The sequence below is a fragment of the Arthrobacter sp. ZBG10 genome (assembly GCF_001238605.1).
Taxonomy (GTDB): Bacteria; Actinomycetota; Actinomycetes; order Actinomycetales; family Micrococcaceae; genus Arthrobacter.
On sequence record NZ_LFQH01000006.1, the window covers coordinates 21,091 to 36,373 of the forward strand.

The window sequence follows — 15,283 nt, forward strand, 5'->3', positions numbered from 1 at the left end:
CGGCTGCGACGTTCTGGACGAGTTCGAGGTGACCGGTATGGCGGGCTGGCGTGGGCGCGTCTACAAGTTCCTCCCATATTTTGTGGCCCAGGCGATGGAGGCAGCTCTTCGAAGCAGGTCTTATGACGTGGTGGTGACGTGGTCCGAGCGGCATACGGTGGCCGTTGCAGCCCTCTTTGCCTGCTTCCGGGTGCGGACCCCGCACCTTGCACTGATGTTCTGGATGTCGAAACCTTCCGTCCGTATCCCGCTCAGGATCTTTCGCTCCGGCGTCGACCGCATCATCACCTGGAGTTCCCTCCAGCGCTTCCTCGCCATCGAAAACTCCGGTTTCAGTCCGGAGGATATCGTCCTGGTCCACCACCCCGTTGACCAGGAGTTCTATCATCCGGGCAGCGATGAGCAAACCATCATCTTTTCGGCAGGGTCCACTGAGCGCGATTTCCAGACGCTCGTTGAGGCTGCCCGGGGACTCAAAATTCCGGTTCGAATTGCAGCATCCCTGGTGGTTACCCACGACGGACTCCGGACGGCCACGAAGGACGTCCGTGGTCAGTTGGGAGATTTGGCGGATCTGGAGGTTGGACCCCTGACACCGGCCGAGCTCCGGGCATCCTATGCGGCGGCGAAAGTGGTGGTTGTTCCCTTGCTCCCCTCCGACATCGATGCAGGGGTGAACGTAATCCTCGAAGGGATGGCCGCTGGGCGCCCGGTCATCGCGTCCAGGACACGAGGCCAAATTGATGTGATCCGGGACGGAGAGAACGGACTTCTGGTTCCGCCCGGCGATGTTGCCGCCCTCAGGGCCGGCATCGAGTACGTCCTCAACGACCCGGCAGCGGCGGCCGTCCTAGGGCGCAGGGCAAGGGCTTACGTCGAAGCAAACCATAGGCTCGAGGACTTCGTAGAGCAGATCCGGGAAAATACTGAGACCCTGGCGGCTACAAAGCCCCGACGGATTCTGACGATTCCCGGCAGGTGAGAAGAATCCCGGCAAACATCCGACGATATTGGATTGGAGGACTACGTGAACAGCATAAGTTTATGTATTTCGACATATAATCGAGTTGATGACCTGACCCGGTTGATTTCAAGCGCACTCATGCAGGTGCCGAAAGTTCCCATTATTGTTTATGATGATGCATCCTCGGATACGACCGCGGAAATTGTTCGAACGCAGTTTCCGACAGTCAGTGTCATTGCGGGAAAAAATAATGTTGGACTTATAGCCGCCCGGAATATCTGCATCCGGGAGGCGTCCACTCCATTTGTTATTATCCTGGACGATGATGCCTTTTTTACTTCCCCGAAAACGGTTCAACAAACTCTCGATGACTTCAGCTCCGAACGGATCGGGGCTGTTGCCGTCCCATTCACCGAGAATGGCGTGCTTATGCAGGGTGAAACAGCCGGACCCTCGATTGGACTGGCCAGGTCCTTCATCGGCGCCGCGCATGCTGTCCGGCGGGATGCGGTCCTCGCCTGCGGCGGCCTGCGTGAATCCTACGGCTTCTACTGCGAGGAATCAGACCTGGCCATTCGGTTCCTGGCGGCTGGACTGGTTGTCAGGCACGGCTCCGCCGATCCGGTCACACACTGCCCCAACGCGGACCGTAAACCGCTGCTGCGGCGTCAACTCAGGTGGCGGAGTGAATTCCGGTTCAAGTACTGCCATACGCCGGCATTGCTTCTAATACCTGTGCTGGGCAGCCATTTGGCTCTGCTCGTGTTCCGGTGCAGCCAGTTTGGCGGCCTGGCTGCAACGCTCAAGCTCGGGTACAGCACCTGGCGGGATGTCATCAAGTCGCGGCACGAACGAAAGGGCGTGGGTTTCCGGACCTATTTCCTGTGGCGCCGGCTGGCAGAGAGCCCCCGGCTTACCCTGGGCGACATTGACGACGTGCCCGCAGTGCGCCGGGCCCTCGAAGGCAGTGACTCCTTCGCCGTTCAATGAACGGCAGGGGCACCCTGGGACAGGGCAGCACACGACAAAGTTGCTGTGGCTACCCACATTTCCAGCCCGCGGATCTGGTGGGTCCAATCCCTGAACGATAGCTTAACAAATCAGGGAGTTACCCATTTGTGCCACAGCGGAACTCGAATTGCGGTGAAGTATGGACCTGGTTGGATCTCCGGACGTCGATCACGTTCTTCTCACGCGTTTTAATCTGCCGTCAAAAGGCTACGAGGGCATTGTTCGAGCCAGGAGTGGATGGCTCCTGGAGCGTGCTGATCTCTTTGAAAAGTATTGCCTGCCCTCGGTGAGTGGACAAAGCCGAAAACCCTCCGCATGGATTATCTATCTTGATCCCGCGAGTCCCGTGTGGCTGATCGACCGCATGAAGCAGTTAAACGCCGACACGGTGTTTTCGCCGATATTCCGGAGCGAAGTCTCGCGAAGTGAGTTGCTGTCCGATATTGCCGGAGTCCTGGGATCACCGAAAGAACTGCTTCTAACCACAAACCTGGACAACGATGACGGACTGGCATGCGATTTTGTAGAGCGGCTTCAGGCGGTGGGCCCGGTTGATCGTGCAACGGCGATCTATCTCACCCGGGGATTGATCAGCGCAAGCAAAGGAATCTACCTGCACGAAGACCGGGACAATGCATTCTGCTCCGTGCTGGCGCCTTGGCCTGACGCCAGGACCTGTTGGGAGGATTGGCATAATCACCTCAAATATTCCATGCCCGTGGTCCGCCTTCGGGGTGACCCTGCCTGGCTGCAGGTGATCCATGGGACCAATGTCAGCAACCGGGTGCACGGACGACGCATCTCACCCACAGGGTTTCTGGACCGATTTCCGGTCCTGGGTCAGGATGCAAAAATTCCCACCCCAATCCAGCTTTTGGCGGACCGCGCGATTTCCGCACCGGGACGGAAAATCCGTGAATCCTTGCGCCGGTTGGCCAAGACAGTAATCCAGGGCACCTCCGGCCGGTCGCGGCTCGATGGCCTCAGGGTCTGGCGGGCAACCCTTACGGACGGTGTTCGTTCACGGGTCCTGCTCCGGAGAAATTCCTAGCCGGCTGGAGCCAGGTGATCAATCGCTGCGTTTCAAATGGAAATCTAATCGAAAGCGGTATTGGATAATGTGGTTGCGCGACATGATCTCGAGCCTGTTGCGGCGATGGTACGTCATTGCTGCACTGTTGCTGTTGACTGTTGGGCTTTGCTTGGTGGTCAAGCAGTCGTTTCCTTCAACATACCGGGCCCACGCGAGCCTGGTCCTGATGCCGCCAACTTCCACGGTGGGCCCTGAGGGGAACCCATTCCTGTTTTTGACAGGGATGGGGCAGATACTCGACATCCTCGCAGTTGAAGTATCCACAGCGGATACTGCCCCGCCGTTTGGCCAGTTATACCCTGGCATGTCCTTCGTAACCGAACCAGACCGGGGCAGCAGCGGCTCCATCATCCGTGTCACAGTGGAGGGGGATGACCCGAGCCAGGTCATTCCCGCCCTGGAAGACGTTGTTGCTCTGGTTCCAAAGACGCTGACAGCCATGCAGGATGAGCAGCGGGTACCAACCCCGTCGCGTGTTGGTTTGATGACGTTGGTGATGGATGAGACTCCGACGGAAGACGCCAAATCGAAGTCGCTGTCAGTGGCCACCGCAGCGGCGGGCGGGTTTGCACTGAGCATCCTGCTGACGGGTTTTATTGATGGCCGGATGCTGGCCCGCGATGAGCGACGCGGCGCGCCAGTCAAGGACGGCTCAGCTTCCGATCTGCGAACCTTGCGACGCGCACGAAATCACAAACATGTGGACGCTGCCGTACCTGGACCGGGCACGCGCACGCCACCGGCCATCCCCCCGGTCGAGGACCGTTTGACGGTCGACGCCAAAGGTTAGGACCAACGGGTGAGGACAAATGAGATCCCGCGGGTTTCGGCCTCAATTGGCGGGGTCCTGGGCCTGGTCTCTTTGCGGAAATGGGCGGTCGTTGTCTTGGGCCTGTCCCTGACGGCGATGTCGGCGTTTCTGCTCGCCGGAGTTGGGCGAACCTACGGAACAACAGTGGAGCTGCTTTTTGTCGAACCCGGCAGGGGTTCTGTCGTCAGTGGTTCGGATGCGGCGCTTCCGTCCCTCGTTGACTTCGCCGGAATTGTCCAGCAAAGGATTTCGGAGGAGGGCAGCGCCGTTGAGCTGCCCTCGTCCACCGCAACGCTCTACGGCAGCGGTGTCCGCAATGGATACTCCATCACCCTCCCGAATACCGGAACACAATGGGCTGTCAGCTTCTCCCGCCCGGTGCTGGCCGTCCAGGTGGTCGGACCCAGCCCCCAGCAGGTCCGCCAGACCCTGGACCAGGTGATGACCTCGGTTGAACTGGAAGCACAGGGTCTGCAGGGGGGCAAGGGGGTACCACCGGGAGGCTACATCCAGGTCACACCATCGCCGGCGGCCCCGGTAGTTGTCGACCTTGGAAGCACCAAGCTGGGCCGCACCAAGGCAACCCTGGTTATCGGACTGCTGGGACTGACCCTCACCGCATTTTCCGCCAGCCGGATCGACCGCTGGCTCACGGCTTACAAACCGCGCTGGAGACACCCATGAGCGGTCAACAGCACGGCCGGCGGCGCACCCCGCGCGGGCAGGGGCTTACGCTCCGGCCCCCGGCGCGGTTTGATGCAGTGGATGTGCTGACGATTGGCATGATCCTGAGCTGCGCCATTCCGTCCAACCTGACCATCTCGGCACTTGGTTCAATCGGCAGACCCGGTCTTTTGTGGTTTCTTGGAGCGCTGTTGTGGTGGGGATGGCAACAAGTACAGCGGCCCTTTCCGCTTTTTGGCGGAAGTCAGCCGGCCCGCCGTTCACTGTTTATGTTCCTGTGTGCCGTTGCGGTCACTTATGCCGTCGCTAACTTTGCCGGGTTGGCCCCCGATGAGGCGCGTGCTGCTGACACCGGGTTGCTGCGGGCACTGAGTTGGGCCGGTCTCTTCCTTCTAGCCAACGACGGAGTGTTTGACCGCGGAAAACTTCTGGTCCTGCTGGACCGGGTTGTGCTGCTGGGAACGGCGATGGCCACACTGGGACTTGTCCAGTTCGTGACAGGACAGTCTTTTGTCTCCGCCATTTCCATCCCTGGCTTCAGCGAAGGAGTTGCCGCTGACAGCATCCATCTCAGGGCGGGTTTCCTGCGCGCCGCCGGTACAGCGACCCACCCGCTCGAGTACGGCGTGGTGCTGTGCATGTCCCTTCCCATCGCCGTGACTCTTGCCCTGAACGAACTTAAAGGCAGGAGCATCTTCCGCTGGATCTGTGTGGGAATAATTCTGGCGGCAGTTGCCCTTTCGGTTTCACGTTCGACGTTCATAGGCGTTGCCGTTGTTCTGATCGTGCTGCTCCCGAGTTGGTCCAGGACCTTACGCCTCCGGGCACTTCTTGTGTTCATGTTCGCCGGCGTCGCCGTGTACTTCCTGGTGCCGGGCATGGTGGGAACGGTGCGCGGCCTGTTCGAGGGGCTCTCCGGAGATTCAAGTACCCAATCCAGAACTGACAGTTATGGAGTTGTGCTGGAACTGGCCATCAGGAACGGGATTCTGGGGCGCGGTTTCGGTACGTTCCTGCCCAAGTACAGGATCCTTGATAATGAGTACCTGCTTATGCTGATTGATTCCGGCTTCCTGGGGCTGTTCACCTTCCTGCTGTTTATGCTCAGCGGCCTCTATTGCTGTTTCCGCGCCCGGGCGCTCCTGACTGACCCGCTGCTTTCCAGGCTGAGTATCGCTGTAGCCTCAGCACTCACTGCTGCCGGAGTGATGTTTGCCTTCTTTGACGCTTTGAGCTTTCCCATGGCCGGCGCATTCCTGTTCCTGATGCTTGGCATCGCCGGTGCTTTGTGGCGCATTGCGAGGAATGAGAAAGCCTCAACCGTGGTACTGCAGCTCCCACGAACAGACCCGATCCCTGAGCGGCGGCCGGTATGGCCGCTTCCGGGTGATGCACCCCTAAACCCGGATGAGGAGCGAGATCTTGATGTTGCCAAGCACTGAAGTGGGAGTACGCACACCGGTATCCATTATTTGTGTCTTCAATAGTCCGGACGTGCTCAGGGAATGCCTGACGGCGTCTGTGCACTCGGGATTGCCTGCGGCGCCGGATACCGAGTACCTGCCGGTTGACAATACGGCCGGTCAATTTCCTTCCGCCGGCGCCGCCCTCAATCACGGTGCGCGCCTGGCGGCCAACGACGTGGTGGTCTTTGTGCACCAAGACGTCTTCCTCCACTCCCTTGTTGCTCTGGAGGCCGCGGCGGGACTCCTTATGCGTGACACCTCGACGGGCATTGCCGGCGCAACAGGAGTAACACGTGACGGCAGGCAGCTTGGACTGATCCGCGACCGCGTGGTCTTTTCCGGCGAACCCCTCTCGGGGTTGACCGATGTCGACACCCTTGACGAGGTACTTTTTATGGCCCGGCGGCAACAAATCCTCCGCCACCCGCTCGCTGAAGTCCGTGACCTTTCATGGCACGCCTATGCGGTGGAGTACTGCGTCCGCATGCGGTCCCTGGGACTGAGGGTGTCGGCGGCCCCGATTCCATTGACCCACAACAGCCTCTCCACCAACGTGGACCTGCTGGCCGAAGCGCATGACTGGATCGCCAAGGCTTACCCGGAGCAGTTGCCGGTGGTTACCACGTGCGGCACCGTCCAGGCGCGGATGAAGGCCCCCGGAGTCCTTGCACGCATGGTGGGCACCCAGAAATGGCGGTATCGATGGCTTCGGGAATCACTGGCCGCCCACCGGCTCCGCAACGGTGCGCCGGCGGATGCCCCGACTGTACTTGGCGACATCCGCTGGGACATCGATTCCATCTGTTCCGCGGCGGATCTTGCCGAGGCGTATGTCATCAGTGCAGTGCCCGCTGGGGCAGGCCTTTCCGCCATCAGCTGTGCCGTGGAGCTGCCCCGCAGGAATGTGACGTTCAGGTTCGAGACCGCGGATCAGGCGTCACTGGTCCCGCTGGTTGCATCACAACCACTGGACCGTACAGTCGTTGTGACAAATGCGGGCTTTGCCGCTGTGGGCGAGGTTGCAGGTGCGTTGGCCGGCCGGAAGGTCCTTCTCGGGTTCGACGGTGACATCGGTGCGTGGCTTCTTACCGGACCTGGCGTCGACGCAGCGGTAGCAGGCTATCGTGGACGGCGGGCAACGCCGTTTGCCATGCGGGCGGGCTGAGCCGGCGCCGGGTATCTGCGATCCCGGCACGGACCCATTCCGGCAGCAGCCGCCAGGGCCCCAACTGCTGGGACTTCCGCAATGCCAACCAGTGCCGGATCCGCCCGGCAGGCCCGCGCAGGGTGAGAACGTCGGCCGCTGCGGCTCCAACACCCGAAAAACCTGTCCTGCTTTGGATCATGCCTACCAGCTGATCCAATGGTCCGTCCTGCCAAGGCGTCGCCCCCGTCACGACGGACGTACCGGCAGCCCGGGCTTTGGTGTAGATGGCGGATACCGTCTCCGCCCAGGCAGCTGGACTGTGGCCGGCAAGAACCGCCTCCCGGCTCGCTGTACCCCGGGCGGCCCTTAACGCGGGAGAGTCGGCCAGCGCCGCAAAGGTCTCAATGAACTCCTGCTCGGTTGCCGGGCTGAACAGCTCCTTGACCATGCCGGGCGAATCGGAGCCAAGTACCGCACACTCTTCCGGGTGGCCCCGGAAGGTCACCAGCGGCAGGCCATGCGCGCCGGCCTCCAGCAGGGAGGTCAGCGACGAAAACGGATAGGAATCAAGGTAAACGTCCGCAACGGACAGGAGGCCCTGCACCTCGGGAAGCCGGCCGAGGGCCCGGATCCGGCCACCGCTTGCCCCCGCAGCCTCCAACCATTGGCCTTCGGCGGCCGGACCGGCAACCAGGAGCCGCATTTCGGGGCGGTGCCGAATCAGGGCGGAGAAGAGCCCGATCAGGGATTCCTGGCCCACCGCACTGTACTTACTGCCTGCTGCCGCTGAAACAACCAGCAGTTCGCCGTCCGCCACGCCAAGCCGCAACCGGGCTGCCGAGCGTTGGAAGCCGTCAAGCCCCCCGGCAGGGGACAGCTCAAGCGGCCGGTTCGCCACCATGCACCGCTCAGGGGCTATTCCCCTCCGGCTGACGCTCAGGTCCCGGCCGCTTTGGCGCAGATTCATTGTCACGGTGGCGGCGGATGTACCAACCCAGAAGACGTGGTCTGCGTGGTTCACGTAAACCGCGGGCGGCGATCCCTCGAGCCCGAGGGCGAGGGCGGGCACCACATCGTACGGATGGGCGTGGACTATGACCACGTCGGCGGCACGGACGAACCGGCGCAGGGCCGCTGCCCGTCTAAGCAGGCCCCCGGGTCGACGGTCCAGCAGGAGCACATCGCTGGAATCGGGGAGATGAGCCGTGACTTTGGCCGGTATCTGCGCCATTCCCTGCCGCGTGAGCACCAGCTTGTGGCTTGACAGCGGATCTTCACGAATCCAGCGTGCGATGGACTGGGTATGGCCACCCGTGCCGTAGAGCTGGGTGGCCACGTGAACAATCACCTGCCGGCCCGGGGCCGCTGATTCCGGCCGCCCAACCGCGGCCGGAACGGAGGTTCTGATCCGGCTGATGAGGTCTTCAAGTTCCTTGCTGGCGAAAAGTCCCGCATGGTCGGTCCACGCGAAGCGGGCAGCCAGCTGCGCCTGGACTGCCGCGCGCTCCCAGGCTCCGGAATCCGCAAATGCTGCCGCGCTGCGAACGAGCTGGCAGAAGGTTTCCCTGTTCTGACTAGTCGTCGTCAAGGCCCCCGCTCCGTCCCATCGCCTTGAGCATCGAAATATCGGCACGTTTGATCCACAGCAGGCCAGCCATCATAGCGATGGCCGCAGCCGCTGAAATGAGTTGGGCGAACGGCGGTTGCAGTCCGGCCCTGTCCACAAGTATGGCGAAGCCGGACAGCAAGGCTGAACAGAGCGCCGGAAGCCAGCCTTGGCGCAGCATCCTGGCGGGTCCGATACCGGCCGTCCGCAACCGCCACAGATAGATGGGAAGCACCACGGCTGCCGCAACCAGGAACTGTGCCCTGGCAATCCCGGCAATCCCGTCAGCAGCGCCCAGGAGGAGGGCCGGCACCAGGGCCACGAGCCAGCACACCTGGATAGTGAGGATGGAACCGGTGAGACCCACCACCACCAGGTAGTCATAAATCAATTCAAAGAAAATACGCAGGCCCGCCAACATGGCGAGCCAGGTAAGGGCGGCCGCGGCTCCTGCCCAGGCGTCGCCATACACAAACTGGACAATGGGCCCGGCCTGGATTGCGAGCAGGGTAACGGCCGGGAAGGTTACGACCGTCAGGACACCTGTCAGGGCGGTGACTGTCGCCCGCATCCTCGGCGGGTCGTGCTGGAGCCGGGCCAGGGCAGCGGGTGCAACACTTCGCAGCGGCTGTGACAGGACGGAGACCGGCCAGCTGGCCAGGTTGAAGGCGAGGACATACAGGCCCAGCATGGTGGGGCCGAGGAGATTGCCGATCACCAGCTGATCAAAATAGCCCAGGCAAAAGACGATGATGCTGGTGCCGGCAAGCGGCAGGCCGAACCCGAGCAGGGGCTTCAGAAGCTTCCTGTCGAGGCCTGCACGCAGTGGCAGCGGTGACTTGACCACAAACATGATGCCGGAAACCACAGTTCCGGCCAGGCGTCCGATGGCCAGGCTCATGGCCCCGAATCCCGCGAGTGCGAGAACGATGGATATAACGGCGCCCAGCCAGACATTCACCTGGTCGATGGCCATTTTTGTTTTCTGGTCAAAGCTGCGCTGCAGGAGAGCGGCAGGTGTTGCGACGACGCCACTGATGGGGACGCAGCAGACCATCAGGCGAACGACGCCGGCGGCATCCGGATCGCCCATGGCAGCCGCAAACCAGGGTGCCGCCCACAGCCCTGCCAGGCAAAAGAGGCAACTGCTCAGGATTGAAATTGTGGTCACCGTAGGTGCGATATCGGCGGGATCACCCGGCCAGCGGACGATCGCCAGGCTAACGCCGAGCTCATTGAATGTCAGGACTGCAAGCAGCGCGACCATGGCGACCGCAAAAGTGCCGTAGGAATCCGGACCAAGGATCCGGGCAAGCAGGATTCCGATCCCCAGGGTTCCCAACTTGGCAACGCCGGTATTGAGCAGGCTCCACGCCAGGGCCGCAGAGGCTCCCGGTGCTTTGGCGGTAACCGGCGAAGCCGTTCCCGGCCCTTGCACCGGGGCGGTCATAGACTGCTCCGGACTGCTTTCAGGGCGTCGGCCACCCGCTCCTGCTGGTCCGGCGTGATGTGCGGGAACAGGGGGAGGGACAGGATCCGGCCGGCGGCTTCCTCGGCGACAGGAAAGGACCCCGGCCCCCGGCCATCGCCCGCGTACGCACCGCTCAAGTGAACGGGAACGGGATAGTGGATGCCGGCCTGGATCCCCCGGGCGAGCAGGCCGGCAAGCAGGGTATCCCGGTCCGGGACCCGGACCACATAAAGATGCCAGACGTCGGTGTTGCCGGGCGCTTCCGCGGGCAGTTCCACACCCGGGATGTCGGCCAGCAGGCACGCGTACCGCTCGGCTGCAGCACGCCGCAGGAGGTTCCACTCCTGCAGCCGGGCCAGTTTCGCTTTCAACACCACCGCCTGGACGGTGTCCAGGCGGGAGTTGATCCCCACCACGTCGTGGCGGTACTTGACGGAGCTTCCATGAGCGCCCAGCAGCCGGACATGCGCGGCCACGTCCGGATCGTTGGTCAGGACCCCGCCTGCGTCACCCGCAGCGCCGAGGTTCTTTCCCGGATAGAAACTTGTGCCCGCGGCCAGCCCCAACGTGCCGGCGGAGCGGCCGAACCGGGTGGCGCCCTGGGCCTGGGCGGCGTCCTCAATGATCACCGCCCCGCACGACGCGGCGACGGGAAGCAGCTGTTCCACAAACGCCGTCTGCCCGAAGAGATGGACAGGGACGATGGCCTGGGTGCGTCCCGTCACGGCGGCAGCCGCGGCGGACGGGTCCATCAGGAGGTAGCGGGCGTCCACATCCACGGGGACGGGAACCGCCCCGATCCTGCTGACAGCCTCCGCTGTGGCAATGAACGTATTGGCCGGCAGGATGACTTCGCCGCCTGGCCCCACGCCACCCGCCCGCAGGGCCAGCTCAAGGGCCTCGGTGCCGTTGGCGACGCCTACGCAGTGCCGGGCACCCGTAAATCGGGCGTAGCCGGACTCAAAGTCCGCCACGGCTGTGCCGCCCACAAACGCGGCCGTCGTAAACACCCCGGCCAGTTCGGCCATTACGACGTCGTGGACCTCCGCCTGCTGCGCGGCCAGGTCCACCAACGGAACGATTGCCGGCGCCGAGACTTCCAATCCCGCGCTCACGGGGCCCCCTTGAACAGGAAACTGTCCTTGTCGATTTCACGGGCGGGCACACCCACCCACGTTTCGCCGTCGGGTACGTTGCTGAGGACAGCGGCGCCCATCCCCACAGTTGCGTACGCACCCACGGAAACCCGTTCCCGGACGCTGGAATTCATACCGAGGTAGGCTGCCCGGCCCACCCGGACGCCGCCGCCCAGGGACACGCCGGCGGCAAACGTGGCGAAGTCTGCCACGTCGTCGTCGTGCGTAAACGTCACAGACGGCATCACCACCACATGTGAACCCAGGGTGACAGCGGCGGTGAGGGTGACGTTGCGCAGCAAAATGCTGCCCCGGCCGATCCTGCAGTCTTCGGGATACTGCACCGACGGGTCGATGGCGGTGGCGTAGCGGGCCTCGTTGAGGCCCATGGCGGTAAGCCGGTCCACCACCGCCTCCCTGGCCCTTCCCGAACCGATGCACACCAGCACAAAGGCATGGGTGTATTTTGCTGCCTCGTCAATGGTTCCAAGGACCGGCGCGCCATCCACGGTAACGCCCGCCATTTCCCGGTCATCGTCCAGGAGCCCAACGACGTCGTACTGCCCGCTGCTGCGCACCATGGCCAGGACCTCCCGGGCCAGGCCGCTGGCAGCGATCAGAATCAGCTCGCTCATGTGGCCGCCGCCCGGATGGTGCTGATAATGCGGCCGAGTCCTTCGTCGCTGAGGTCATGGAAGACCGGCAGGATCAGTGTCCTGTCATTGAGCCGTTCCGTGTGCTGCAGGCTGGCGTTGCCTCCGTCCCGCCAGCGGTAGGCCGGCTGGCGGTGCGCGGCCATGATGCCGCGCCGTGCAGAAATCCCGGCGTCAGCCAGCTTTTCCATCAGCCCCTCCCGGCTGGTGGCGAAGGAGGGCAGGACCTCGATCCAGAAGGACTGGTAATTAGTGGTGCCGTAGGGCGGATCGGAGACCAGCCGCAGTCCCCGCAGGCCCGCCAGCCCGGCCACGTAACGGGAAGCGATGTCACGGCGGCGCTGCAGGATTTCGGGCAGCCGGCCGAGTTGGACGATGCCGACGGCCGCCTGCAGGTCCGTCATCCTGTAGTTGAAGCCCACCTCAAGGTAAACCTCCGGCGGGGCCAGGACGGAGCCGTGCCGGTCGGTGGCGGACACGCTCATGGAATGCTCCCGCAGGGTCCGTGCCCTGGCCGCCCAGTCGGCCCGGTTGGTGGTCAGCATGCCACCCTCGCCGGTAGTGAGGATTTTCCGGGGATGGAACGACCACACCGCGATGTCCGCGCGGGTGCCCACCGGTTTTCCCTTGTACGTGGAACCCACCGCGCAGGCTGCGTCCTCGATGACGGTGATTTCGTGCCTGTCGCAGAGCTCCCTGATGGGGTCAAGGTCCAGTGGTACCCCACCCTGGTCCACCACAATCACCGCGCGGGTGTCCAGGGTGAGGGCGGCGTGGATGGTTTCGGCCGTGACGTTGCCCGTGGCCGGATCAACGTCACAAAAGACCGGCCGCGCTCCCACATAGGTGACGGCGTTCGCGGTGGCAATGAAGGACAGTGACGGGACCAGGACATCGTCGCCCGGCCCGATCCCGGCCACGACCAGGGCCAGGTGCAGCGCCGTGGTGCAGCTGGAGGTTGCCACCGCATGGCGGACGCTTTGCCCGGCAGCGAAAAGGGTTTCGAACTCCTTGACTTTGGGTCCCTGGGCCACCCAGCCGGATGCCACCACGTCGGCCAGGGCCTTCGCTTCCTCTTCGCCCAGTAGGGGCTTCATCACGTTGATCCGCGCGAGGACTGCTTCCTGGCTCATGACAACCCTGCCTTCCTTGCTGCGGCGATTTCGTCCCGGAGCGGGGCCCACCACGCGACCAGGCCGCGAAGGCCCTCTTCCAGCTCCACTTCGGCTTTGAAGCCCAGGTCGCGTGCTGCGGCTGTCGTGTCGGCCAGCCGGCGCACCACGCCGTTGACCTGGCGTTCGGGGCCATGTTCCACGGCCAGGCCGGAGTCCATGGCCCGCAGCAGCGCCTGGGCCATTTCCAGGAGGCTCGTTTCAGTTCCGCTCGCCACGTTGTAGACGCCGGTGGTGACGCCGCTTCCGGCCGCTAGAACGTTGGCCCGGGCCACGTCCGCGGTGTGGATGAAGTCCATGGTCTGTTGGCCGTCGCCGAAAATCAGCGGCGGCCTGCCGTCCTTGATCCGCTCCATCCAACGCACCAGGACCTCCGTGTACAGGCCGTGGACGTCCATCCGGGGGCCGTAGACGTTGAAGTAGCGAAGCATCACGCAGTTCAGTCCGGTCATGGCGCTGAAGCTCCTGGCCATGCCCTCGTTGAAGGATTTGGCGGCACCGTAGAACGTGTCGTTGTTGGCGTGGTGGTGCCGTTCGGTGGTGGGGAACTCCTCCGCCATCCCGTAGACGGAAGCACTGGAGGCGGCCACGAGTTTGTCCACCTTGTGTTCCGCGGCGGCCTCCATCACGTTGAAGGAGCCGTCCACCAGGACTTCCAGGGCGAGGCGCGGCTCTTCGGCACACTGCGTGATCCGGATGGCGGCCTGATGGAACACCAGGTCCTTGCCCCGGCTCAGGTCATGCACCAGGTCCCGGTCCGAGATAGTGCCCTCCACGAGCTCCACCTGGCCGGAGGACAAGGCGCCGGAGAGGTTGGCCCGGCGGCCGCGCACCAGGTTGTCCAGAACGTCCACCCGGCCCACCCCGGCCGCCAGCAGCTGGTCCACCAGGGTTGATCCGATGGTGCCCGCGCCGCCTGTCACCAGGACATCCGCACCCTCAAGATTGGTCACCGGGCACGCTCCGCGCCGGCATCCGCCAGGGCGGACCCCTCAACCTGTGATGCCTGGCCGGACCGGCTCAGGCTCCTGGTTACCGCTTCGAGTACGGACAGGACCCGGAGCCCGGAGGCGCCGCCGGTGCGGGCCGGGCGGCCGCTGCGGATGCAGGTGGCAAGTTCCTCCACCACCTGCGAGAGGGCTTCGCGCTCCGGAAGCGCCGGGGACCAGGTGTCACCGAGCCGGTAGGACACCGCCGTGGACGTTTTTTCCCCGATGGACTGCGGCTGCCGGTCAAGGCTTACGCCGCGGTCATAGACACTGAGCCGCTGCTGCGGGTTGAGGTCGTCCCAGACCAGCGTGCGCTGGGAGCCGCCAATCACCATTTGCCGGATCTTGGTGGGGCTGAGCCAATTGACGTGCACGTGGGCGGTGGCATCATTGGCGAGGCGGAAGTTCAGGTGTCCCACGCAGTCACGGCCGGTGCCCAGCGGATCGGCTCCGAACGCCGAGACTTCACTGGGGTTCAGTCCGCCCGGCAGGATGAAGTCCAGGATGGACAGGTCATGCGGCGCCAGGTCCCAGAACACGTCCACGTCCGGCTGGACCAGTCCCAGATTGATGCGCGTGGAATCCACGTACAGGATGTCCCCCAGGGAGCCGCTCTGCACCAGTTCCTGCATCTTAAGCACGGCAGGTGTGTAGCAATAGGTGTGGTCGGCCATCAGCACCAGGCCGTTCGCCTCCGCGGTCTCCACCATTTCCACCCCGTGGGCCCGGCTGTCCGCGAGGGGCTTTTCCACCAGGACGTGCTTGCCGGCCCGCAGCGCCGTCATCACGGTCCCATAGTGGGTGCGCGCCGGCGTCGCGATGGCCACGGCATCCACGTCGAATGTGTCCAGCAGCTCGTCCAGGCTTTCCACCACGGGGATCTCGCCCAGCGACGCGGCGAGTTTCCGGGCCCGCGCAAGGTCCAGGTCGCAGATGGCCACCAGGTCCCAGTCGGGGCTCGCCTGCAGGTTGCGGGCCAGGTTCGGTCCCCAGTAGCCGGCGCCAACGACGGCGATCCGGAGTTTCCTGCCCTGCTGCCGGTGGGCGGGGGCTGGTGATGGGGTAGCAGCTGCGGTCATG

The 15,283-nt window shown here is 63.7% G+C and carries 14 protein-coding genes; 7 read left to right on the forward strand and 7 right to left on the reverse strand.

Annotated features, from left to right (window positions below; translation table 11 throughout):
* Positions 1 to 37: 37 nt before the first annotated feature.
* The 7 genes from ACU18_RS01565 (at position 38) to ACU18_RS01590 (ending at position 7,194) form a co-directional block, all read left to right on the forward strand.
* On the forward strand, positions 38 to 982 hold the full coding sequence (locus tag ACU18_RS01565; RefSeq protein WP_197273489.1) for a glycosyltransferase family 4 protein: 945 nt from the start codon (positions 38 to 40) through the stop codon (positions 980 to 982).
* A gap of 45 nt (positions 983 to 1,027) precedes the next feature.
* The gene (locus tag ACU18_RS19155) at positions 1,028 to 1,954 is read left to right on the forward strand and encodes a glycosyltransferase family 2 protein (RefSeq protein ID WP_197273490.1); all 927 of its coding nucleotides are present in this window, start codon (positions 1,028 to 1,030) and stop codon (positions 1,952 to 1,954) included.
* Between the two features lie 160 nt (positions 1,955 to 2,114).
* Positions 2,115 to 3,026: a glycosyltransferase gene (locus ACU18_RS19160; RefSeq protein WP_082178119.1), complete on the forward strand. Its 912-nt coding sequence runs from the start codon at positions 2,115 to 2,117 to the stop codon at positions 3,024 to 3,026.
* 73 nt (positions 3,027 to 3,099) lie between these two features.
* Positions 3,100 to 3,858, forward strand: coding sequence for a hypothetical protein (locus ACU18_RS01575; RefSeq protein ID WP_157370976.1), 759 nt, complete (start codon positions 3,100 to 3,102; stop codon positions 3,856 to 3,858).
* 9 nt (positions 3,859 to 3,867) lie between these two features.
* Positions 3,868 to 4,563, forward strand: coding sequence for a hypothetical protein (locus ACU18_RS01580; protein ID WP_157407509.1), 696 nt, complete (start codon positions 3,868 to 3,870; stop codon positions 4,561 to 4,563).
* On the forward strand, positions 4,560 to 6,005 hold the full coding sequence (locus ACU18_RS01585; protein ID WP_050683783.1) for an O-antigen ligase family protein: 1,446 nt from the start codon (positions 4,560 to 4,562) through the stop codon (positions 6,003 to 6,005). The genes ACU18_RS01580 and ACU18_RS01585 overlap by 4 nt, the downstream gene beginning before the upstream one ends.
* Entirely contained in the window at positions 5,989 to 7,194 is a 1,206-nt protein-coding gene (locus ACU18_RS01590) for a glycosyltransferase (RefSeq protein WP_268760279.1), read from the forward strand. The genes ACU18_RS01585 and ACU18_RS01590 overlap by 17 nt, the downstream gene beginning before the upstream one ends.
* Here the strand turns inward: ACU18_RS01590 and ACU18_RS01595 are convergent.
* The 7 genes from ACU18_RS01595 to ACU18_RS01625 are packed head-to-tail and all read right to left on the reverse strand — an operon-like array spanning position 7,115 to position 15,282.
* The gene (locus ACU18_RS01595; RefSeq protein ID WP_050683785.1) at positions 7,115 to 8,764 is read right to left on the reverse strand and encodes a glycosyltransferase; all 1,650 of its coding nucleotides are present in this window, start codon (positions 8,762 to 8,764) and stop codon (positions 7,115 to 7,117) included. The genes ACU18_RS01590 and ACU18_RS01595 overlap by 80 nt on opposite strands.
* Positions 8,751 to 10,232, reverse strand: a complete 1,482-nt coding sequence (locus ACU18_RS01600; RefSeq protein WP_050683786.1) for an oligosaccharide flippase family protein — start codon at positions 10,230 to 10,232, stop codon at positions 8,751 to 8,753. The genes ACU18_RS01595 and ACU18_RS01600 overlap by 14 nt, the downstream gene beginning before the upstream one ends.
* Entirely contained in the window at positions 10,229 to 11,368 is a 1,140-nt protein-coding gene (locus ACU18_RS01605; RefSeq protein WP_050683787.1) for a DegT/DnrJ/EryC1/StrS family aminotransferase, read from the reverse strand. The genes ACU18_RS01600 and ACU18_RS01605 overlap by 4 nt, the downstream gene beginning before the upstream one ends.
* On the reverse strand, positions 11,365 to 12,024 hold the full coding sequence (locus ACU18_RS01610; protein ID WP_050683788.1) for an acetyltransferase: 660 nt from the start codon (positions 12,022 to 12,024) through the stop codon (positions 11,365 to 11,367). Before ACU18_RS01610 ends, ACU18_RS01605 begins: the two co-directional genes overlap by 4 nt.
* Positions 12,021 to 13,175: a DegT/DnrJ/EryC1/StrS family aminotransferase gene (locus ACU18_RS01615; protein WP_050683789.1), complete on the reverse strand. Its 1,155-nt coding sequence runs from the start codon at positions 13,173 to 13,175 to the stop codon at positions 12,021 to 12,023. The genes ACU18_RS01610 and ACU18_RS01615 overlap by 4 nt, the downstream gene beginning before the upstream one ends.
* On the reverse strand, positions 13,172 to 14,167 hold the full coding sequence (locus ACU18_RS01620) for an NAD-dependent epimerase/dehydratase family protein (protein ID WP_050683790.1): 996 nt from the start codon (positions 14,165 to 14,167) through the stop codon (positions 13,172 to 13,174). Before ACU18_RS01620 ends, ACU18_RS01615 begins: the two co-directional genes overlap by 4 nt.
* Entirely contained in the window at positions 14,164 to 15,282 is a 1,119-nt protein-coding gene (locus ACU18_RS01625; protein WP_050683791.1) for a Gfo/Idh/MocA family protein, read from the reverse strand. Before ACU18_RS01625 ends, ACU18_RS01620 begins: the two co-directional genes overlap by 4 nt.
* Position 15,283 lies beyond the last annotated feature (1 nt).